General features: G+C 72.5%; 18 protein-coding genes and 2 pseudogenes. 13 read left to right on the forward strand and 7 right to left on the reverse strand.

Going from position 1 to position 20,054, the window contains the following annotated elements; all coding sequences use genetic code 11:
* Positions 1-76: 76 nt before the first annotated feature.
* From AC3EUV_RS09185 to AC3EUV_RS09195, 3 genes are all read left to right on the forward strand, one after another.
* Positions 77-1,471 (forward strand): sensor histidine kinase, encoded by a 1,395-nt coding sequence (locus AC3EUV_RS09185; protein WP_435602613.1) that lies wholly within the window; start codon positions 77-79, stop codon positions 1,469-1,471.
* Complete coding sequence (locus AC3EUV_RS09190) at positions 1,468-2,148, forward strand: response regulator (protein ID WP_042154348.1); 681 nt, start codon at positions 1,468-1,470, stop codon at positions 2,146-2,148. The genes AC3EUV_RS09185 and AC3EUV_RS09190 overlap by 4 nt, the downstream gene beginning before the upstream one ends.
* Before the next feature lie 159 nt (positions 2,149-2,307).
* Positions 2,308-3,558 (forward strand): acyltransferase family protein, encoded by a 1,251-nt coding sequence (locus AC3EUV_RS09195; protein ID WP_435602614.1) that lies wholly within the window; start codon positions 2,308-2,310, stop codon positions 3,556-3,558.
* A 109-nt stretch (positions 3,559-3,667) separates the two neighbouring features.
* Here the strand turns inward: AC3EUV_RS09195 and AC3EUV_RS09200 are convergent, their stop codons facing one another.
* Together AC3EUV_RS09200 and AC3EUV_RS09205 are read right to left on the reverse strand one after the other, a co-directional pair.
* On the reverse strand, positions 3,668-4,684 hold the full coding sequence (locus AC3EUV_RS09200) for an aldo/keto reductase (protein WP_435602615.1): 1,017 nt from the start codon (positions 4,682-4,684) through the stop codon (positions 3,668-3,670).
* A 6-nt stretch (positions 4,685-4,690) separates the two neighbouring features.
* A complete protein-coding gene (locus AC3EUV_RS09205; protein WP_432141727.1) occupies positions 4,691-5,179 on the reverse strand; it encodes a MerR family transcriptional regulator in 489 nt (162 codons plus the stop codon).
* 147 nt (positions 5,180-5,326) lie between these two features.
* On the opposite strand from AC3EUV_RS09205, the gene AC3EUV_RS09210 reads away from it, so the two are divergent.
* Positions 5,327-6,148 carry a serine hydrolase domain-containing protein gene (locus AC3EUV_RS09210; protein ID WP_432141726.1) on the forward strand — a complete coding sequence of 274 codons (822 nt, stop codon included), beginning with the start codon at positions 5,327-5,329 and terminating at the stop codon, positions 6,146-6,148.
* Positions 6,149-6,196: 48 nt separating this feature from the next.
* Here the strand turns inward: AC3EUV_RS09210 and AC3EUV_RS09215 are convergent, their stop codons facing one another.
* On the reverse strand, positions 6,197-6,868 hold the full coding sequence (locus AC3EUV_RS09215) for a pirin family protein (RefSeq protein WP_435602616.1): 672 nt from the start codon (positions 6,866-6,868) through the stop codon (positions 6,197-6,199).
* Positions 6,869-6,925: 57 nt separating this feature from the next.
* On the opposite strand from AC3EUV_RS09215, the gene AC3EUV_RS09220 reads away from it, so the two are divergent.
* The 5 genes from AC3EUV_RS09220 to fabF all read left to right on the forward strand — a co-directional run bounded on the left by AC3EUV_RS09220 (position 6,926) and on the right by fabF (position 11,897).
* Positions 6,926-8,110, forward strand: coding sequence for a PucR family transcriptional regulator (locus AC3EUV_RS09220; protein ID WP_018088053.1), 1,185 nt, complete (start codon positions 6,926-6,928; stop codon positions 8,108-8,110).
* A gap of 89 nt (positions 8,111-8,199) precedes the next feature.
* Positions 8,200-9,141, forward strand: coding sequence for an ACP S-malonyltransferase (locus AC3EUV_RS09225; RefSeq protein WP_435602617.1), 942 nt, complete (start codon positions 8,200-8,202; stop codon positions 9,139-9,141).
* 13 nt (positions 9,142-9,154) lie between these two features.
* On the forward strand, positions 9,155-10,201 hold the full coding sequence (locus tag AC3EUV_RS09230; protein ID WP_432141723.1) for a ketoacyl-ACP synthase III: 1,047 nt from the start codon (positions 9,155-9,157) through the stop codon (positions 10,199-10,201).
* Positions 10,202-10,306: 105 nt separating this feature from the next.
* Entirely contained in the window at positions 10,307-10,555 is a 249-nt protein-coding gene (locus tag AC3EUV_RS09235; protein ID WP_018088056.1) for an acyl carrier protein, read from the forward strand.
* Between the two features lie 76 nt (positions 10,556-10,631).
* Positions 10,632-11,897, forward strand: coding sequence for a beta-ketoacyl-ACP synthase II (gene fabF / locus AC3EUV_RS09240; protein ID WP_432141722.1), 1,266 nt, complete (start codon positions 10,632-10,634; stop codon positions 11,895-11,897).
* 65 nt (positions 11,898-11,962) lie between these two features.
* On the opposite strand, the pseudogene AC3EUV_RS09245 reads toward fabF, so the two are convergent.
* Both AC3EUV_RS09245 and AC3EUV_RS09250 read right to left on the reverse strand, forming a co-directional pair.
* A pseudogene (locus AC3EUV_RS09245) lies at positions 11,963-12,328 on the reverse strand (NAD-binding protein); the annotation flags it as partial.
* 63 nt (positions 12,329-12,391) lie between these two features.
* Entirely contained in the window at positions 12,392-12,886 is a 495-nt protein-coding gene (locus AC3EUV_RS09250; protein ID WP_435602618.1) for a DUF3145 domain-containing protein, read from the reverse strand.
* A gap of 323 nt (positions 12,887-13,209) precedes the next feature.
* Between AC3EUV_RS09250 and AC3EUV_RS09255 the strand changes: the two genes are divergently transcribed.
* The 3 genes from AC3EUV_RS09255 to AC3EUV_RS09265 all read left to right on the forward strand — a co-directional run bounded on the left by AC3EUV_RS09255 (position 13,210) and on the right by AC3EUV_RS09265 (position 16,051).
* On the forward strand, positions 13,210-14,124 hold the full coding sequence (locus AC3EUV_RS09255; RefSeq protein WP_432141720.1) for an SGNH/GDSL hydrolase family protein: 915 nt from the start codon (positions 13,210-13,212) through the stop codon (positions 14,122-14,124).
* Between the two features lie 50 nt (positions 14,125-14,174).
* Positions 14,175-15,221 carry an aldose epimerase family protein gene (locus AC3EUV_RS09260; protein WP_432141719.1) on the forward strand — a complete coding sequence of 349 codons (1,047 nt, stop codon included), beginning with the start codon at positions 14,175-14,177 and terminating at the stop codon, positions 15,219-15,221.
* A 128-nt stretch (positions 15,222-15,349) separates the two neighbouring features.
* Positions 15,350-16,051, forward strand: a complete 702-nt coding sequence (locus AC3EUV_RS09265) for a DUF4097 family beta strand repeat-containing protein (protein WP_435602620.1) — start codon at positions 15,350-15,352, stop codon at positions 16,049-16,051.
* A 130-nt stretch (positions 16,052-16,181) separates the two neighbouring features.
* On the opposite strand, the gene AC3EUV_RS09270 is transcribed toward AC3EUV_RS09265, so the two are convergent.
* Positions 16,182-18,710 (reverse strand): glycoside hydrolase family 3 protein, encoded by a 2,529-nt coding sequence (locus AC3EUV_RS09270; RefSeq protein ID WP_435602622.1) that lies wholly within the window; start codon positions 18,708-18,710, stop codon positions 16,182-16,184.
* Between the two features lie 140 nt (positions 18,711-18,850).
* Here AC3EUV_RS09270 and AC3EUV_RS09275 point away from each other — a divergent pair.
* Positions 18,851-19,471, forward strand: a pseudogene (locus tag AC3EUV_RS09275) (TetR/AcrR family transcriptional regulator); the annotation flags it as partial.
* Between the two features lie 261 nt (positions 19,472-19,732).
* Here AC3EUV_RS09275 and AC3EUV_RS09280 read toward each other — a convergent pair.
* Positions 19,733-19,948 carry an LppU/SCO3897 family protein gene (locus AC3EUV_RS09280; RefSeq protein ID WP_435602623.1) on the reverse strand — a complete coding sequence of 72 codons (216 nt, stop codon included), beginning with the start codon at positions 19,946-19,948 and terminating at the stop codon, positions 19,733-19,735.
* Between the last annotated feature and the right edge of the window lie 106 nt (positions 19,949-20,054).

Here is a 20,054-nt window from a genome sequence, read left to right on the forward strand (position 1 = left end):
TACCGTGGTACGGGGCGGAAGTCCGGCCCCTGGTATGACGCCCTTGCCGTCGCGCACCGCTTAGATAGAGGACGCGATGAGTGTGCGAGCTTCCCTTCCCGGCCATGGGCCGGCTCCGCGAACCGGGCGTGAGCCGGCCCGGCAACGGGCGCTGCGCGCCGCACGGCAGGCGCTGCGTGTCCTGGCCGTGGAGCTCGGCACCCCGACCGAGCCCGGCACCCCGCTGCTGGGCAGCGTCCGGAGTCGCTGGCTGCGCAGCCTGCCCTATGTGGTCGCGTTCGGGTTCGCGGTGTCCCTGCTGCCGACCAGCATCAACGTCCTCGGCCACGACTACGGTCTGGACGGCGGGCTGGTCGGTGCGCTCGCCACCGCGCAGACCGTGCCGCTGCTGCTCGCGGTGACCCGGCCGCTCCAGGCCTGGTGGGTGATCTTCGCGGCGGATGTCGCCGGTGCCCTGGCGCTCATCGGCGCCGACGGTGTCGCGGGCCGCGCCTGGCCCTGGCCACCCATGGAGATCGTCGGCTATCTCGCCCTGATGCTGGCGCTGTCCCTGCGCGAGCGCCGGCGCACCCTGACCGCCGTCTGGCTGACGACCGGTGTGGCGGGCCTGCTCTCCCAGGTGTTCACCCCCGACGGCAGCAACAACACCTGGGTGCTGATGTTCGTCCTCACCGGTGTGGTGCTGATGATGGGCGCCACCCTGCGCGAACGCGGCGACGCCCAGCGCAAGTTGATCGAGCAGGAGACCATCAGCGAGGCCGAGCGGGCCCGTCGGACGCTGCTGGAGGAGCGCGCCCGGATCGCCCGTGAACTGCACGATGTCGTCGCCCACCACATGTCGGTGATCACCGTCCAGGCGGCCAGCGCGCCGTACCGGATCAGCGGGATGCCCGGGGAGGCCGAGGAGGAGTTCGGGGCGATCGCGGCGACCGCCCGGGAGTCGCTGGCGGAGATGCGCCGGCTGCTCGGCGTGCTGCGCAGCGAGGAGGCGGAGCAGCAGGGCGGCCCGGAGAAGACCCCGCAGCCCGGGATCGGCATGCTGCCGAAGCTGGTCGAGGGGACCGTACGGGCGGGCGTGCCGGTCGAGTTGACGCTGCCGGAGGAGCCGGTGGCGCTCGAACCGGCGGTGGATCTGTCGGCGTACCGCATCGTGCAGGAGGCGCTGGCCAATGTGGTGCGGCATGCCCCGGGGGCGCCGACCCGGGTGTCGGTGACCGTGGCCGCGGACGGCGCACAGCTGACCGTGCTGATCGTCAACTCCGCGCCGTCCGCCCCCTCCGCGCCCCTGGAGACCACCGGCACCGGCCATGGCCTCATCGGTATGCGTGAGCGGGTCCGGCTGGTGGACGGTTCGCTCGACACCGGGCCGCTGCCCGACGGCGGCTTCCGGGTCGCCGCGCGGCTCCCCCTCGCCCCACCGCCTTCCCAGGCGGCTCCCCTCTCCACAACAAAGGATGCCCACTCCGTATGACCACGCGCGTGATCATCGTCGACGACCAGGCCATGGTGCGCGCGGGTTTCGCCGCGCTGCTCGCCGCGCAGAGCGACATCGATGTGGTGGGTGACGCCCCGGACGGGGTGCAGGGCGTGGCCCTGAGCCGCCGGACGCACCCCGATGTGGTGCTGATGGATGTGCGGATGCCGGAGATGGACGGGCTGGAGGCGGCCCGTCAGCTGCTCGCGCCGCCCGCCGGTGTCACCCACCGTCCGAAGGTGCTGATGCTGACCACGTTCGACGTCGACGACTATGTCTACGAGGCGCTGCGCGCGGGGGCTTCCGGCTTTCTCCTCAAGGACGCGCCGCCGGCCGATCTGATCTCCGCGGTCCGGGTGGTGGCGGCCGGGGAGGCGCTGCTCGCGCCGTCCGTGACCCGGCGGCTGATCGCCGATTTCGCCCGCTCGGGGCCGGTGGCCCGGAAGGGCCGGCCCGCGCTGCGGCTGAACGGGCTGACGCCGCGCGAGACAGAGGTCCTGGAGCTGATCGCCCGCGGGCTGTCGAACCTGGAGATCGCCGATGCGCTGATCGTCGCCGAGCAGACCGTGAAGACCCATGTCAGCCGGGTGCTCGCCAAGTTGGACCTCCGGGACCGCGCACAGGCCGTGATCTTCGCGTATGAGTCGGGGCTGGTCTCGCCCGGGGAGCGGTAGCGCCCGCCCTCCCGTGCGTCTCTCCTCCGTGAGGACGAGCGCGGCCGGGACCCCCTACCTGCGTAGCCCACGGGAGTCGGCTCCACGGTGTGACGCCACGTCAACTCCCCTCTTCCTACGTTTCCCTCCGTCCCACCCACGGGAGAGGGAGACCCCACCATGTCCTGGCTGCGCACCACTGCCCGGCGCTGCAGACGCCCGCTCTTCGGGGGCGCGTCCGCGGTGGCCGTGGCGGACCGTACGCCCGCGGACCGCGACCGTGCGCTCGACGGTCTGCGGGCGCTGGCACTGCTCGCCGTCCCCGTCGGCCACTGGCTGATCGGCGGCTTCACCCTGGACGGCGGGGGCGCGCTGCACAACGCCAGCCTGCTGACCGCCGTCGGCGGGCTCGCACCGGCCAGTTGGGTCCTCCAGATGCTGGGCATCTTCTTCCTGGTCGGCGGGCATGCCTCGGTGCTGTCCCTGCGGCGCGCCACCGGGCGGGGCGAGTCCACCCGACGCTGGCTGGGCGGCCGGCTGGTGCGGCTGGGCCGTCCGGTCCTCGGGGTGACGGCCGTATGGGCGATGCTGCTGCCCCTCCTGTACGGACTGGGCGTACCGGAGGCGACCCTGCGCACCGGGGCGACGCTGGTGATCCAGCCGCTGTGGTTCGTCGGCGTGTACGCGGTGATCACCGCGCTGACGCCGTGCTGTGTGCGCGCCGCCCGGTGGATGGGTGCCTGGGCCGCGGCCCCCTTGGCGGCGTCCGTGGCCGTCGTGGACTTCCTGCGCTACGGGCCGTACGCCGAGGCCGTGCCGCCGTGGCTGAGCCTGCTCAACCTCCTGCCCGGCTGGATGTTCGCCTATCAGCTCGGCGTCTCCTGGGGCGAGCGGCGGCTCGGCCGCCGCGCCGCCTGGTCGCTGCTGCTCGGCGGCGCCGCGGTGTTCGCCGCGCTGCTGCTGTTCTTCCACTACCCGACGAGCATGGTCGGCGTCCCCGGGCAGCACCGGACGAACTCCCACCCACCGTCGCTGCTGGTCCTGGCGCTGGCCGCGACACAGTCCGGCGCGGCGGTGCTGCTCCGGGACCGGCTCGCCCGGCTGCTGCGCCGGCCCGCCCTGTGGGCCCCGGTGGCGCTCGTCAACCTCTCCGCGCTGACGATCCTGTGCTGGCACCAGACGGCGATGCTCTCGCTGGCCGTACCGGCGTCCTTCCTGGGGCAGCTCCCCGGACTGACGGCGGCACCCGACGGCCTCGGCTGGCTGCTGGCACGGCTGGCCTGGCTGCCGGTGTTCGCCGCCGCGCTGCTGCTCATCGGCCGCAGCACCCGCCGCTTCGAGGCGCCCTGGACCGGTGTCACCCGGGCCCGCCGGGCCGCCGCCGCCCTCCTGGCCGCCGGATTCGGGGCGTTCGCGCTGGGGCTGGCGTAGCGCCCGACCGCGGCGGGGCGAGCGCCGAACGGCGAAGGGCGGGGCGCGCGCCGCGCGGAGAAGGGCGGGGCGCCCCGGCCCCGCCCCGTACCGCCTACTCCCGTCCCGTCTACTCCCGTCCCGCCGAGGTGAGCGTCATGTCCGCGTACCGCGCCCCCGCGACCTGCCCGGCGATCGGCTCCAGTTGCGCCAGCTCCTGCTCGGTCAGCCGGATCCGGGTGGCCGCGGTGTTCTCCTCGACCCGGCTGCGCTTACGGGTGCCGGGGATCGGGACGACGGCCAGGCCGCGGGCCGCGGCCTGCTGCTGAAGCCAGGCCAGCGCGATCTGGCCGGGCGTGGCGCCATGGGCCTCGGCGAGGGCGCGGACCGGCTCCAGCAGAGCGGCGTTGGCGGCCGCGTTGTCACCGGTGAAGCGGGGCTGCTGACGCCGGAAGTCATCCGCGGTCAGCTCCTTGTCGGCGTGCACGAACGCACCGGTCAGAAAGCCCCGCCCGAGCGGTGAGTACGGCACGAGACCCACGCCGAGCTCGATCGCCGCCGGCACGACACCGTCCTCGATGTCCCGGCTGAACAGCGACCACTCGGACTGGAGCGCCGTGATCGGGTGCACGGCCTGCGCCGCCCGCAGTTCGCTGCCGGTCACCTCGCTCAGCCCCAGGTACTTCACCTTGCCCTCGGCGACGAGCTCGGCCATGGCCCCGACCGACTCCTCCAACGGGACGTTCACGTCCCGCCGGTGCATGTAATACAGGTCGATCTCGTCCACGCCCAGGCGCCGGAGGCTGCCCTCGACGGCCTGGCGGATGTAGGCCGGGTCGTTGCGGATGACGCGCTTGGCCGGGTCGTCCGGGTCGGTGGTTATCGCGAACTTGGTGGCCAGCACGACCTCGTCGCGGTGGGCCCGGATGAACGGGGCGATGAACTTCTCGTTCTCCCCCATGCCGTACATGTCGGCGGTGTCGAAGAGCGTCACGCCCAGTTCCCGTGCGCGCTCCAGCGTGGCCCGCGCCTCGTCGGCGTCCGTGGGCCCGTAGGCGAAGCTCATGCCCATACAGCCGAGGCCCTGCACCCCGACCCGCGGTCCGCCCGTGCCCAGCTCGACCGTCTCGATCTTCTCGTTCCCCATGGAGCCTCAGAACCTCTCGGACGCCCGCTGGGCGTCGGCATAGATTTCGATCTTGTAGTCGAGTACGCCCAGCGTGCTCTGGAGCTCGGCGATGCGCTGCCGTACGTCGTCGCGGTGCGCGGTCAGCAGCTGATGCCGCTCGGGGAACGTGCGATCACCGGCCCGCACCAGTTCGGCGAAGCGGACCATGGCCGCGACCGGCATACCGGTCAGCCGGAGCTTGGCCACCAGGTCCAGCCAGTCCAGATCGCGGTTGGTGAAGCGCCGCTGCCCGGTGTGCGTGCGGTCCACGTGCGGCATCAGGCCGATGCGCTCGTACCAGCGCAGGGTGTGGGCGCTGAGGCCGGTGTGCTCCGCCACCTCGCTGATCGTGTACTGGTCACGGCCGGTGGGCCGTGGGTGTGAGTGCGCGGTGGCGCAGTCGCGTATCGCCGTCGACAGCCCCCCGGTCGCCGTCGCGCCGCTCACTGCCGGTTCGCTCTGCGTTACCGTCATGCCCCGTCTCCCCTACGTCGGACGTCGTCCGGCGATTTCGCCGGATGCCTCTCGACGGCCTCAACGCTAGAGACTTCGAGTGCACTCCAGGCAAGCGCCGATCACAGGCAGACTTGACCGGATTTTGGGAACGTTAGGCTCGTGGGCATGCAGAGCCTGCGGATGATCGAGAACTGGCCGGTGCCCACCGCTGCGGCCGCCGTCGTACGAGCCGATGGGTCGGTGGCCGGATCGTACGGCCCCCTGGAGCATCGTTTCCCGCTGGCGTCCGTGACCAAGCCGCTGGCCGCCTACGCCGCGCTGCTGGCCGTCGAGGAGGGCGCCGTCGAGCTGGACGAACCGGCCGGGCCCGAGGGGTCCACGGTGCGTCATCTGCTCGCCCACACCTCGGGGCTGGCCTTCGACGAACAGCGCGCGATGGCCGCGCCCGGCACCCGCCGGGTCTACTCCAACGCCGGTTTCGAGGCGCTGGGCGACCACATAGCCAAGGCGACCGACATCCCCTTCGCGCAGTATCTGCACGAGGCGGTGCTCGCTCCGCTCGGGATGACCGCGACCGAGCTGCCCGGCTCGCCCGCCAAGGACGGTGTCTCCACGGTCGCCGACCTGATCCGGTTCGCGGCCGAGCTCCAGGCGCCCCGGCTGCTCGCCCCGCAGACGCTGGTGGCCGCGACGCAGGTGGTCTTCCCCGGTCTGTCGGGTGTGCTGCCGGGCTACGGGCACCAGAAGCCCAACGACTGGGGGCTGGGCTTCGAGATCCGTGACGGCAAGTCACCGCACTGGACGGGCGCGTCGTCCTCGCCGCGTACGTTCGGGCACTTCGGACAGTCCGGGACGTTCCTGTGGGTGGACCCGGACGCCGGCGCGGCCTGTGTGGCGCTGGCCGACCGGGCCTTCGGCCCGTGGGCGATCGAGTCCTGGCCGCCGCTGACGGACGCGGTGCTCGCCGAGCTGGCCGAGACCGCCTGACCCGGCCGGACGTGCCGCGCGGTACCGGTCACCCGGTCCCGCGCGAGCTCACCCGTACACCGGCTCCGGCCCCATCTCCCAGACCAGGCACTCCGCCGCCGACAGCCCCCGCAGCTCCAGCCCCTCCCCGTCGGTGATCCGCGCCGCGTCGCCGGGCTCCAGACACGCGTCGCCCAGCTGTACGGCGCCGCGGACCACATGCACATAGGCGCGGGGGGCATCCGGCACCGCGGTGCGCTCCCCGTCGGCGAGCCGGCGCACATGCAGCAGGGCGCCGGCCCGCGGCACCGCGTACGGGGTGCCGTCGGCGATCCCGCGCACCACCTCGTACGACGGCTCGCCGCCGGCCTCCTGCGGGGTCAGCCACATCTGCACGAAGCACAGCGGCCCGGCGCCGTCGTTGCGCTCCACATGCCGGACGCCGCCCGCCGAGCTGAGCCGCTGGAGATCGCCGGGGCGTACGGTGGTCTCGTGGCCCGCCGAGTCGCGGTGGGTCAGCTCTCCTTCGACCACCCAGGTCACGATCTCCGTGTCGCGGTGCGGGTGCTCGTCGAATCCGGCGCCCGCCGCCAGCCGCTCCTCGTTGCAGGCGACCAGCGCCCCGAAGCGCAGATTCTCCGGGTCGAAATGGGGCCCGAAGGAGAACGCGTGCCGCGACGCGATCCCGGCCTCCGCGTCCCCGCCCGGATACCGTTCATGGCCTCTCCGCACCTGAATCATGGGCCCACGGTAGCCCCGCCCCCTCACCTCCCCGCCCCGATAGTGCAGGCTTGTCCCGTGTCTGAACCCGCATCGCGCGACGCGCACCCGCACTCCGCGACCCTCCGGCGCCTGGAGAATTCGTCCGGCAAGCTGGCGGCCGCCGCCATCGCCCGCATGGACGCCACACTGCCGTGGTACCGCGCGATGCCCCCGGAGAATCGTTCCTGGATCGGCCTGGTGGCGCAGGCCGGTATCGCCGCCTTCACCGAGTGGTTCCGGCATCCGGAGACCCCTCAGGCGATCAGCACCGATGTCTTCGGTACCGCGCCGCGCGAGCTGACCCGGGCGATCACGCTGCGGCAGACCGTGGAGATGGTCCGGACGACCATCGAGGTCATGGAGTCCGCGATCGACGAGGTCGCGGCCCCGGGCGATGAGTCCGTGCTGCGCGAGGCGCTGCTGGTCTACGCCCGGGAGATCGCCTTCGCCACCGCCCAGGTCTACGCCCAGGCGGCCGAGGCCCGCGGCGCCTGGGACGCCCGGCTGGAGTCCCTCGTGGTCAACGCGGTGCTCTCGGGCGAGGCCGACGAGGGCGCGGTCTCCCGTGCGGCGGCGCTGGGCTGGAACTCCCCCGAGCATGTGTGTGTGGTGCTGGGCACCGCGCCGGACGGGGACAGCGAGCTGACCGTGGAGGCGATCCGGCGGGCCGCCCGGCACGCCAAGCTCCAGGTCCTGACCGGTGTGCTGGGCTCCCGTCTGGTGGTGATCGCGGGCGGTTCGGACAATCCGCTGAAGGCCGCGAAGGCACTGATCGGCCCGTATGCCGCCGGGCCCGTGGTGGCCGGCCCGGTCGTCTCCGACCTGCTGGCCGCGACCCGCTCGGCGCAGGCCGCCGCCGCCGGACTGCGGGCCTGTGCCGCCTGGCCGGACGCCCCGCGGCCGGTGCTCGCGGACGATCTGCTGCCGGAGCGCGCGATGGCCTCGGACCCGGTCGCGCGCGAGCAGCTGGTGGAGGAGATCTACAGACCGCTGGAGGAAGCCGGGTCGGCGCTGTTGGAGACGCTGAGCGTCTATCTGGAGCAGGCGAGCAGTCTGGAGGGGGCCGCGAGGATGCTCTTCGTGCACCCCAACACCGTGCGCTATCGGCTGCGACGTGTGACCGACGTCACCGGCTGGTCACCCTCCGATGTCCGCTCGGCGTTCACCCTCCGTATCGCATTGATTCTGGGGCGTCTGGCTGACGGTGAGGCCCAACCCTAGACTTTTGTCGGACACCAACAATTCCCCCGATGGTTCTTCGTCCTTGTCCCCACGGGCGGGCGGAACCACCCACAAGAGAGAGTGTGAGGGTGCTCGTACTCGTCGCTCCCGGCCAAGGCGCTCAGACGCCCGGCTTCCTGACTCCCTGGCTCGACCTCCCCGGTGTCGAGGACCGGCTCCGCGCCTGGTCGGCCGCCATCGACCTGGACCTGGTCCACTACGGCACGAAGGCGGACGAGGAGGAGATCCGCGACACCGCGGTGGCGCAGCCGCTGCTGGTGGCCTCCGCCCTGCTCTCCGCCCGTCAGCTGTTCGCCACGGCCGACGACGTCGCCACGCGGACCGGCGCGGTGGCCGGCCACAGCGTCGGTGAGCTGGCCGCCGCCGCGCTGGCCGGCACGCTGTCCGACGAGGACGCGATGCAGCTGGTGCGCCGGCGCGGCCAGGCCATGGCCGAGGCCGCCGCCGTCACCGAGACCGGTATGGCCGCGCTGCTGGGCGGCGACGAGGCCGTGGTCATCCCGCATCTGGAGCAGCTGGGCCTGACGCCGGCGAATGTGAACGGCGCCGGGCAGATCGTCGCCGCGGGCACCGCCGAGCAGATCGCCGCGCTGGTCGAGAACAAGCCGGAAGGCACTCGCCGGGTCGTACCGCTGAAGGTGGCCGGCGCGTTCCATACTCACCACATGGCACCCGCCGTCTCGGCCCTGGAATCCGCGACCACCCAGCTGTCGGTCGCCGATCCGCGCACCCGTTATGTCTCCAACAGGGACGGCGCGCTGGTCTCCTCCGGCCAGGAGCTGGTGCAGCGGCTGGTGGGCCAGGTGGCCAACCCCGTGCGCTGGGACCTGTGCATGGAGACCTTCAAGGAGCTCGGGGTCACCACGCTCATCGAGGCGGCTCCCGGCGGCACGCTCACCGGCCTGGCCAAGCGCGCACTCCCCGGCGTGCGGACCCTCGCCCTCAAGACGCCCGACGACCTCGACGCGGCCCGCACGCTGATCGCCGAGCAATCCGCCCCGGCCGAATAGGAGTCCGCAGCGCATGACCTCGAAGATCAAGCCCTCGAAGGGCGCACCGTACGCGCGGATCATGGGCGTCGGCGGCTACCGCCCGACGCGTGTCGTGCCGAACGAGGAGATCCTCAAGCACATCGACTCGTCCGACGAGTGGATCCGCTCGCGGTCCGGCATCGCGACCCGCCACTGGGCGGGCCCCGAGGAGACCGTCGCGACCATGTCGGTCGAGGCGTCCGGCAAGGCCATCGCCGACGCCGGGATCACGCCCGAGCAGATCGGCGCAGTGATCGTCTCCACCGTGTCGCACTTCAAGCAGACCCCGGCGATCGCGACCGAGATCGCGCACCGTATCGGTGCCGGCAAGCCGGCCGCGTTCGACATCTCGGCGGGCTGTGCGGGCTTCGGCTACGGACTGACCCTGGCCAAGGGCCTGGTGACCGAGGGCTCGGCGGAGTATGTGCTGGTCCTCGGCGTGGAGCGGCTCTCGGACCTGACCGACCTGGAGGACCGCGCGACGGCCTTCCTCTTCGGTGACGGGGCCGGTGCGGTGATCGTCGGCCCGGCCAACGAGCCCGAGATCGGCCCCACGGTCTGGGGTTCGGAGGGCGACAAGTCCGAGACCATCAAGCAGACCCTCGGCTGGGACATCTACCGCCCCACCCCGGTCCCCGGAGGAGACGCGCCCGAGGGCCGCCCCGCTCCGGAGGAGATCCGCTACCCCGCCATCACCCAGGAGGGCCAGGCGGTCTTCCGGTGGGCGGTGTTCGAGATGGCGAAGGTCGCCCAGCAGGCGCTGGACGCGGCCGGAGTCAGCCCGGACGACCTGGACGTCTTCATTCCGCACCAGGCCAACATGCGGATCATCGACTCGATGGTGAAGACTCTGAAGCTGCCGGAGAGCGTCACGGTCGCCCGCGACGTGGAGACCACCGGCAACACCTCGGCCGCCTCCATTCCGCTCGCCATGGAGCGGCTGTTGGCGACCGGACAGGCCAAGAGCGGCGACACCGCGCTGGTCATCGGCTTCGGGGCGGGTCTCGTCTACGCCGCTACGGTCGTTACCCTCCCCTAGGCAAGATCTGCGCAGCACCGTACGTCTTCGGATGTGTCGGACGCCGAACGGATCTTCACCGCAAGTAACGCAGTTTCCCCTTAAAATGACCGAAGGAGCGCCATCATGGCCGCCACTCAGGAAGAGATCGTCGCCGGTCTCGCCGAGATCGTGAACGAGATCGCCGGGATCCCCACCGAGGACGTCCAGGTGGACAAGTCCTTCACCGACGACCTGGACGTTGACTCGCTGTCCATGGTCGAGGTCGTCGTCGCCGCCGAAGAGCGCTTCGACGTGAAGATCCCGGACGACGACGTCAAGAACCTCAAGACGGTCGGCGACGCGACCGAGTACATCCTCAAGCACCAGGGCTGATCCAGCTCTGCGCATGTCGCCACCCCGCGGTGGCGCCGTCGATTCCAACCCCTCTACCCGTGGAGTAAGAATTCCCGTGAATGCGACCAATCGCACCGTGGTCGTCACCGGTATCGGCGCAACCACACCGCTGGGTGGCGACACCGCTTCGACCTGGGAGGGCCTGCTCGCCGGACGCTCCGGCATCAGCACCCTCGAACAGGACTGGGCCGCCGACCTGCCGGTCCGTATCGCCGGCCAGATCGCCGTCGAGCCGACCGAGATCATCCCCCGCCCGCAGGCCCGCAAGCTGGACCGCTCGGCGCAGTTCGCGCTCGTCGCGGCCCAGGAGGCCTGGAGGGACGCGGGCTTCACCGCCAAGGCGGGCGAGGACACCGCGGTCAACCCCGACCGTCTGGGCGCCGTCATCGCCTCCGGTATCGGCGGTGTGACGACCCTGCTCGACCAGTACGACGTGCTCAAGGAGAAGGGCGTACGCCGCGTCTCCCCGCACACCGTGCCGATGCTGATGCCGAACTCGCCGTCCGCGAACGTCGGCATCGAGTTCAACGCCCGCGCCGGGGTGCACACGCCGGTCTCGGCGTGCGCGTCGGGCGCCGAGGCCATCGGCTACGCGATCGAGATGATCCGCTCCGGCCGCGCCGACGTTGTCGTCGCGGGTGGCACGGAGGCCGCCATCCACCCGCTGCCGATCGTCGCGTTCGGCAACATGATGGCGATGTCCAAGAACAACGACGACCCGCAGGGCGCCTCCCGCCCCTGGGACGTCGACCGCAACGGCTTCGTGCTCGGCGAGGGCGCGGGCGTGATCGTCCTGGAGTCCGAGGAGCACGCCAAGGCCCGCGGCGCCTCGATCTACGCGGAGGCCGTCGGCCAGGGCATCTCGGCCGACGCGCACCACATCACGCAGCCCGAGCCGTCCGGCAACGGCATCGCGGCGGCGCTTCAGAACCTCCTGGACAACACCGACCTCCAGCCCGCCGAGATCGTGCATGTGAACGCGCACGCGACCTCGACGCCGGCCGGTGACGTCGGTGAGCTCCGGGCGCTGCGCAAGGCGTTCGGTGACGACGTCGACCACATGGCCATCACCAGCACGAAGTCGATGACCGGTCACCTCCTGGGCGGCGCGGGCGGTATCGAGACCGTGGCCACGGTCCTCGCGCTCAAGAACCGCGTGGCCCCGCCGACGATCAACATCGACCAGCTCGACCCGGAGGCCGACGCCGACATCGTCCGCGGCGAGCCACGCCAGCTGCCGGCCGAGGGCCGGATCGCGGCACTGAACGATTCGTTCGGATTCGGCGGCCACAACGTAGTGCTGGCCTTCCGTTCGGTCTGAGGCACGCTCAGCGCACCCTGAGGGCCCGCCCGGTGGACATCCACCGGGCGGGCCCTCAGGCCATTTCAGCCGTCGAAGCCGGCGAAGTACGCCGCCGCGGCGTCCTTGTGGCCATGGCCCTGTTCCTCCGCCCGGCGGAGGCATTCCGCGTCCGCCGCCACCAGATCCATCCGTACGCCGGCCTCTCCGGCGGCCTCCGTGATGAGCCGGGCGTCCTTGCGGGCCGCGGACACCGTGAAGCTCGCAGGGTAGTTATCGGCCAGGATCAGCTCGGATTTCAGCCGCAGATAGGGCAGGTCGAGCGCGCCCCCGGCGACCGCGGCGAGGAAGTCGCGCGGGTCCACACCGAGCCCCTCGGCGAGCGCCAGCGCCTCGCCGGTGCCGTTGGCGACCGTCAGCACCCAGCTGTTGATGACCAGCTTGAGGCGCGCACGCTAGGACGTGGAGCGCGCTCGAAGGCAACCGCCGCCGCGTGTCGCAGGGGTACCGGTGCGTCAGACGACCTGATGGAGCCAGCGGACCGGGGCGCCCTCGCCCGCGTACCGGAAGGGCTCCAGTTCGTCGTCCCAGGGTTTGCCGAGGAGCTTGGCGACCTCGGCGGCCAGCTCGCTCTCGCCGCCCGCCGAGCGGGCGACCGCGGCGCGCAGCCGGTCCTCGGGGATGAGGATGTCGCCGTGGATGCCCGTGACGGCGTGAAAGATCCCCAGATCGGGGGTGGAGCTGTAGCGCTCGCCCTCCGCGGTGGAGCAGGGTTCCGCGGTCACCTCGAAGCGCAGCAGATGCCAGCCGCGCAGCGCGGAGGCCAGCTTGGAGGCCGTACCGGCCTCGCCCTGCCACGAGAACTCGGCTCTCCACGTGCCCGGGGACGCCGGCTGGCGGATCCAGTCGAGGTTGACGCGCACACCGAGGACGCCCGCGACGGCCCATTCGACATGCGGGCACAGCGCGCGCGGAGCGGAGTGGACGTACAGAACTCCACGTGTCGTCACCGGGACCTCCAGTGCGGTTCGAGGTTCGCCTTCCCCAGCGGCCTCGTGCCCGTTCCGGTTGCGGCCGGGACAGTTGCCATTCTGCCCCAGCGGTCACTTCGGCACCAGCATGCTGGTGACCTACAGTAAACACCATTAGGCGGAATTTGCCGCAAAAGGGACAGGAAATGACGTGATGTAATTTGTCTGTGCCGACTGCACTTGCCACTTTGGGTCACCGCCCGGCAAGCACGGGGCAAAGCTATCGCGCGGTGCCGGTCGAGGGGGTGACGTACCGTCGGTACCCGAAGAGATATCACTCGCACGCCGGAGGGGGACAGGGGATGACGCGGATCGATCGGCCCTTTCGCAGCCGGCGCCGCCGCTTCGCCCTCCGCTCCTCACGCACCGTCGCCATCGGTTCCGCCCTGGTGATCGCCCTCACCGCCTGTAGTGGTGACGGCTCCGCTCCGCAATCCGGCGCCGGGGGCAAGCGGAAGGCCGCCAAGGCGCCCGTGTGGCGCACCAACCCCCGCTCGATCGCGGCCCTCGGCGACTCCATCACCGTCGGCTTCGACGCCTGCACCGTCCTCTCCGACTGCCCGCAGGTCTCCTGGGCCACCGGCACCGACCCCAAGGTCGACAGCCTCGCCCGACGCCTGGTCAAACGCCCCGCCACACACAGCTGGAACCTCGCCCGGACCGGTGCGCTGATGCGCGATCTGCCGGACCAGATCACCGCGGCCGCCGACCGGAAGCCCGAGTTGGTCACGGTCCTGATCGGCGCCAACGACGCCTGCCGGCGCGACGTACGCTCGATGACCCCGGCGGGCGCCTTCCGCGCCGACTTCGCGCGGTCCATGAAGTATCTGCGGCGCGCCCTGCCGCACACCCAGGTGTATGTCGCGGCGGTGCCGGATCTGCTGCGGCTGTGGTCGGAGGGGCGCAAGAACCCGCTCGGCAAACAGGTGTGGAAGCTCGGCATCTGCGGGTCCATGCTGCGCGATCCGGACGATCTGACCAAGGCGGCGCACGACCGGCGGGCGGAGGTCCGCGGCCGGGTGATGGCGTACAACACGGCGCTGGCGGAGGTGTGCGGCACCGACCCGCTGTGCCGGTTCGACAAGTCGGTCTTCGACTACCGCTTCACGGGGCGGCAGTTGAGCACCTGGGACTGGTTCCACCCCGGCACCGGCGGCCAGAAGGAGCTGGCGGAGCTGGCGTTCCGCGCGATCACCCGGCCCGGCCGCAGCGGCTGAACGCGCTCCCCCGGCGCCGCCCGGTGGCCGACGGGCATAGGGTCGCTGCCATGAAGACGCAGGTCAGCAGGGAAGCCTTCGGCGCGCTGGAGGACGGTACGCCCGTCGACCGCTGGACCCTGGAGTCGGGGCCCGGCGGGGTGCGGGTCCGGGTCCTGACCTACGGCGGAATCATCCAGACGGTGGAGGCCCCGGACCGGGACGGGGCGCGGGGGCAGCTGGCGCTGGGCTTCGCCGACCTCGGCTCGTACGCCGCGCACGGCGGCTCGCACTTCGGCGCGCTGGTCGGGCGGTATGCGAACCGGATAGCCGGGGCGTCGTTCCGACTCGACGGCCGGGACTGGGAACTGACGCCCAATAGCGGGTTGCACAGCCTGCACGGTGGGCCGCGGAACTTCTCCCGGGTGGTGTGGGAGGCCCGGCCGGTCGACGGCGGTGTGCGGCTGCACCGGGTCTCCCCGGACGGCGAGGAGGGCTTCCCGGGCGCCCTGGACGTCAGCGTCACCTACACCCTCTCCCCCGGCGGCGCGCTGCGCATCGCCTACCAGGCGCGGACCGACGCGCCGACCATCGTCAACCTCACCAACCACACGTACCTCAATCTGGGCGGGGACGGCAGCGGCAGCGCCACCGGGCACCGGCTGCGGCTGGCGGCGTCCCGGTACACACCGTGCGACGCGGGCGGCATTCCGGTGCCCGGCGCACCCGCCGAAGTCGTCGGCACCCGCTTCGACTTCCGGACGGCGCGCGCGGTCGGCGGCGCCTTCGACCAGAACTTCGCACTGGACGGCGGGGTGTGCCACGCGCCGCGCACCGTCGCGGAGTTGTACGACCCGGGCTCCGGCCGCGCCCTGACGCTGGCCACCACCGAGCCCGGTCTCCAGCTCTACACCGCCGGTCATCTCGACGGAACCCTGACCGGCACCTCGGGCGTCCCCTACGGCCCGGCGGCCGGACTGGCCCTGGAAACCCAGCACTTCCCTGATTCCCCGAACCGCCCGGACTACCCCAGCACGGTGCTGCGGCCCGGCGAGACCTATCGCTCGGAGACCGTCTACGGCTTCTCGGTGCGGCCGCGGAGTCCGGGCACCCCCTAAGGGCACAGCCACGCGAAGGTCATCCTGTGCGGCGACGCCAGGGGCGGGGTCGGAGCGGAACGATGGCACTGATCGGTTGTCCGGTCCGTTCCGTTTCCGTTCACTGCTGCTCCGGGAGACCTCTCACCATGGCCCGCCTGCGTACCTCCGCTCTCGTGCTGTCCTGTGCCGCCGCGTCGGCCGTGCTGATGACCGGCTGCTCCCTGGCGGGGTTCGGCCCGGCGAAGGAGGCGGAGCGTACGTACACCGTGCCCGGCAAGGTCACCGCGCTGTCGGCGACGACGCACGGCGGGAACATCGAGATCGTCCCGGTGGACGCCGGCGGCCGGGTGAAGGTGACGGAGAAGTATGTCTACAACGAGCAGAAGCCGAGCCCCGCGCACGAGGTCAAGGACGGCCGGCTGACGCTGGAGGCCGAGGACTGCGGCATGGGGCGCCGGTGCGAGGTGGCGTACCGGGTGCTGCTGCCGCGCAACGCCTCGGTCGATCTGCGGACCAGCGGCGGGAACATCACCGTCCGCGGCGCCACCGGCGGCATAGCGGCGGAGACCAGCGGCGGCGACATCACCGTCAAGGACTCCACGGCCCGCACGGCCAAGGCGCGGACCAGCGGCGGCAACGTGGATCTCGCGCTGTCCGCGGCGCCCGACGAGGTGTCGGGCCGCACCAGCGGAGGCAATGTCACCATCCGGCTGCCGAAGGGCTCCTACGCCGTGGACGCCACGACCAGCGGCGGCAACAGCAAGGTCTCCGTCCCGACGGACAAGGGCTCCGCGCACAAGGTCACGGCACGGACGAGCGGCGGTGACGTGTCGGTGGTGCCGTCATGAGGGGAGGGTCACGATGAGGGGCCGGACGGGCGTGGGCCGGGACCGGACGGGCGTGGGCCGGGGCCGGACGGGCGTGGGCCGGGACCGGCGGGGGCGTCCCCGGGGAGGAGCGCCCCCGCTTCCGGAGCCGTCAGCCGACGGTGACCTCCGCCGTCAGCCTGCGGTCGTCGACGCTCCGTGCCGCCTCGACCCGATAGACGCCCTTGACCCGCTGCCAGTCGCCGCCCTCCGCATCCCAGACCGCGAACGCCCGGTCCGGCAGCGGGATTTCGGCCTCGGTGCTCTCGCCGGGGCCGGCCTCGACGACGGCGAAGCCGGCCAGCCAGCGCGCCGGGCGCTCCGGAGCGTCGGGGGCGGCGTCCTCGGTGGGCGCCAGATAGATCTGGACGACCTCACGGCCGGGCCGGTCGCCCGCGTTGCGGACGCGCACCCGTACCGAGTCCGGGGTGGTGTCCAGCGACTCGTACTCCCAGTCGGTGTAGCCGAGGCCGTGACCGAAGGGGTAGGCGGGCGCGACGGCGGACCGCTGCCAGGCGCGGTAGCCGACGAACACGCCCTCGGCGTAGTCGAGTTGGCCGCCGGTCGGGGTGACGGTGGTGACCGGGGCGTCGTCGAGGCGGGCCGGCCAGGTGGTGGGCAGCCGGCCGCCCGGCTCATGGGCGCCGAGCAGCACATCCGCCAGCGCCGCCCCGGCCTCCTGCCCGGGGAACCAGCTCAGCAGCACGGCGGGGACCTGCTCGCGCCACGGAAGTTCCACCGGCGAACCGGAGTTGACGACCACCACGGTGTGCGGGTTGGCGGCGGCGACCCGGCGTACCAGCTCGTCCTGGCGGCCCGGCAGCCGCAGATCGCCGCGGTCGAAGCCCTCGGACTCGGTCTCCTCGGTGGTGGCGACGACGACGATCGCTACCTCGGCATCGGCCGCGGCGCGGACCGCCTCGGTGATCTCCGCGTCCGCATCGGCCTGCGGCGCCCGGTGACCGAGCAGGAAGTGCAGCGCGGCCGGCCCCTCCCCGGAGCCGCCCGGGTGGTCCGGCACGTACCGCAGCGTGACCTCGACGCGCTCGTCCGCCGTCAGCTGCGCCGTCACCCGCCGCTCGGCGGGGTTGAGGAACGACTCGAAGGGGCCGCCGCCCTCCGGTGCGCAGGGGCCGTCGAAGAGCAGGGCGCCACCGACGGTCAGCCGCAGCTCACCGGCGCCGGAGACGGCGAAGGTGTGGCGGCCGGTGTGCCGCGGGGTGAAGCTGCCGGCCAGTTCGACGGCGCTCAGGTTCTGCCGGGTGACGCCCTCGGGGAAGCGGCCCATCACCTGCACCTTGCCGTCGCGCTGCGCGGTCTCGGCGAGCAGCCGGCCGTCCGCGGCCAGGTAGCGGGCGCGCAGCGTGAAGCCCTCACGGGCGCGCGGGACGCGGGAGTGCGGATCGGCGCCGGCCGCGAAGGTGAGCTCGACGTCGTCGGGCAGCGCCGCGCGCAGCCCCTGCAGCGGGGAGACGACCGCGTCGGGAAAGACGGTCGCGGACCCGCCGCCGAGCACCCGGGCCTCGCACGCGGCCGCCCCGATGACGGCGACCCTGCGGAGGGCGGCGGCATCGAGCGGCAGCGCCCGCCGCGCACCGGCCACCGGCTCGTTGCGCAGCAGCACACACCCCCGCCGGGCGATCTCGCGGGCCAGCGTCCGGCCGTCGATCCCCCGCGGGACCTCGGCCGGGTCGACCGCGGCCGGCACCCCGTCCAGACACCCCGTGCGGGCGGCGAGCAGCAGCACCCGGCGCACCGCGTCGTCCACCTCCGACTCGGCCACCGCGCCGCCGCGGACGGCCTCGGCGAGCCGCGCGCCGTAGACCGTCCGGGGCCCCGGCATCGCCACGTCCAGGCCGCCGCGCAGGGCGCGCACGGTGTCGCGGGCGGCCGTCCAGTCGGAGACATTGCAGCCGTCGAAACCCCATGCGCCGCGGAGCACGTCCTGGACCAGCGCGCGGTGTTCGGTCATCGTCGAGCCGTTGACCTGGTTGTAGGCGGTCATCACGCCCCAGGGGCGGGCGTTTTCGACGATGTGCTCGAAGGGCGCGAGATAGAGCTCGCGCAGCGGGCGGGGGGCGATGCGGTTGTCGACGGTGAGCCGGTCGGTCTCGGCGTCGTTGCCCACGAAGTGCTTGACGGTCGTACCGACGCCGCCCTCCTGTACCCCACGGACATATCCGGCCCCGATCTCGCCGGTGAGCAGCGGGTCTTCCGCATAGCACTCGAAGTGCCGGCCGCCCAGCGGTGAGCGGTGCAGATTGACGGTCGGCGCCAGCAGGACGTGCACGCCCTTGCGGCGGGCTTCCTGGGCGAGGAGGTGACCGGTCCGGCGGGCCAGCCCGGGGTCCCAGGTGGCGGCCAGCGCCGTGGGGCTGGGCAGCACCACCGAGGGGTCCTCGGGGCTCCACTCCTGGCCCCGCACCCCGACCGGCCCGTCCGACATCACCAGCGACCGGAGCCCGATCGCGGGCACGGCGGGCAGCGTCCACATGTCCTGGCCGGACAGCAGCCGGGCCTTGGTGTCGAGGTCGAGCGCGGCGAGGGCCCGCTCGACGGCCGCGGCGTGCTCGTGCGCGCGGTCCGGGGCATGATGGTGGGCGGCGTCAGCGGCGGGGCCGTGAGGATGGTGGTCGGTCATGCGGCTCTCCGGTGCTCCCTGAATGGACGTGCGGACCCCCTGTCCGGATTCTTACCGGCCCACCTGTCAACCGGTAGGCACCGTTACTTTTCCGTTACATCAGTCGTACGGGATCTCCACGGGAGAGTTACGCTCGGCCGGTGACTGCACGAGACCAGGACGGACCCCGCGGCGGCGGGCCGGGCGCGCGGCGCGCCGGCGGCGGGCGCGAGACCCAGCGCGCGGAGCGGCGCGCGGCCATCCTGGAGGCCGCCATGGAGCTGATCTCCGAGCGCGGCTACCGCCGTACCTCGCTCGCCGCCGTCGCCGAACGCGCCGGACTGACCCAGCAGGGCCTGCTGCACCACTTCCCCACCAAGGAACTGCTGCTGGTGGGGGTGCTGGAGACGCGCGACCGCTGGGATCTGGCCTCGGCCGCCGCGGCGGCCGGCACCCGGCACACCGACACCCTCGCCCAGCTCGTCGACTACAACGCCACCCGCCCCGGCCTCGTCCGGACCTACACGGTGCTGGCCGCCGACAGCGTCACCGAGGACCACCCCGCACGCGCATTCTTCGAAGGCCGCTTCCGCGCCGTCCGCGCCGCGATGGCCGAGGTGCTGCGGACCGAATGCGGCGACACCCTGCCCGGCGGTCTGACCCCGGAGCGGGCGGCGCCGCTGCTGGCCGCCGTGATGGACGGGCTCCAGTTGCAGTGGCTGCTGGACCCGGAGGACGTGGAGATGCCGACGGCCTTCCGGGACTTCCTGGCGCTGCTCGGGTGCGGGCAGGGGCGGACCGATGGGACGGAAGGCCAGACCGATGGGGCCGCGGAGGGGCGGACCGGCGGGACGATGGAGAAGCGGACCGACGGGGCGGTGGAGGCACCGGGTGCAGAACCCGGGGAGGGGCCGGGCGAGGGTTCGGGCGACGGGCCGGGCGAGGGCTGAAGCCGGAGCCCCGTAGACCTCTTAGACCCTGTAAAGACCCCGTAGACCCCGCCGAGCCCGCAGACCCCGCAAGCCCCTTGGGCCCCGGTGCGGCTACCGGGCCTGAGCGAGGCAGGAGATCGTCATCCGGTCGGGGCTGTAGGTGAGGTCGGCGAGCAGCTCGCCGTCGGCGCACACGTCCTTGGAGGTGTTGAGCCGGCGGGTCACCTTGTACTCCGCGTCGGCCGCACCGCAGTCCACGATCTCCAGATCCTGGTCCTCCCAGTCGCCCTCCTTGCGGACACAGTCACCGACCGCGAGGGTGGGCACCTGCCCGATGCCCGCGGACGGTGGCCTGCACGGCGGGCCGGGCCCCGCAGAACCGGCAGCCCGGGTCGGCGGCGTACGGCTGCGGGTGGGAGTGGGGGTGCGGCTG

It is taken from the genome of Streptomyces sp. bgisy130, assembly GCF_057708345.1.

Bases quoted from the DNA above. Each gene is read 5' to 3' on its own strand.
- AC3EUV_RS09185 (WP_435602613.1), top strand. From the start codon at position 77: ATGAGTGTGCGAGCTTCCCTTCCCGGCCATGGGCCGGCTCCGCGAACC.
- AC3EUV_RS09190 (WP_042154348.1), top strand. From the start codon at position 1,468: ATGACCACGCGCGTGATCATCGTCGACGACCAGGCCATGGTGCGCGCG.
- AC3EUV_RS09195 (WP_435602614.1), top strand. From the start codon at position 2,308: ATGTCCTGGCTGCGCACCACTGCCCGGCGCTGCAGACGCCCGCTCTTC.
- AC3EUV_RS09200 (WP_435602615.1), bottom strand. From the start codon at position 4,684: ATGGGGAACGAGAAGATCGAGACGGTCGAGCTGGGCACGGGCGGACCG.
- AC3EUV_RS09205 (WP_432141727.1), bottom strand. From the start codon at position 5,179: ATGACGGTAACGCAGAGCGAACCGGCAGTGAGCGGCGCGACGGCGACC.
- AC3EUV_RS09210 (WP_432141726.1), top strand. From the start codon at position 5,327: ATGCAGAGCCTGCGGATGATCGAGAACTGGCCGGTGCCCACCGCTGCG.
- AC3EUV_RS09215 (WP_435602616.1), bottom strand. From the start codon at position 6,868: ATGATTCAGGTGCGGAGAGGCCATGAACGGTATCCGGGCGGGGACGCG.
- AC3EUV_RS09230 (WP_432141723.1), top strand. From the start codon at position 9,155: ATGACCTCGAAGATCAAGCCCTCGAAGGGCGCACCGTACGCGCGGATC.
- AC3EUV_RS09235 (WP_018088056.1), top strand. From the start codon at position 10,307: ATGGCCGCCACTCAGGAAGAGATCGTCGCCGGTCTCGCCGAGATCGTG.
- AC3EUV_RS09255 (WP_432141720.1), top strand. From the start codon at position 13,210: ATGACGCGGATCGATCGGCCCTTTCGCAGCCGGCGCCGCCGCTTCGCC.
- AC3EUV_RS09260 (WP_432141719.1), top strand. From the start codon at position 14,175: ATGAAGACGCAGGTCAGCAGGGAAGCCTTCGGCGCGCTGGAGGACGGT.
- AC3EUV_RS09265 (WP_435602620.1), top strand. From the start codon at position 15,350: ATGGCCCGCCTGCGTACCTCCGCTCTCGTGCTGTCCTGTGCCGCCGCG.
- AC3EUV_RS09270 (WP_435602622.1), bottom strand. From the start codon at position 18,710: ATGACCGACCACCATCCTCACGGCCCCGCCGCTGACGCCGCCCACCAT.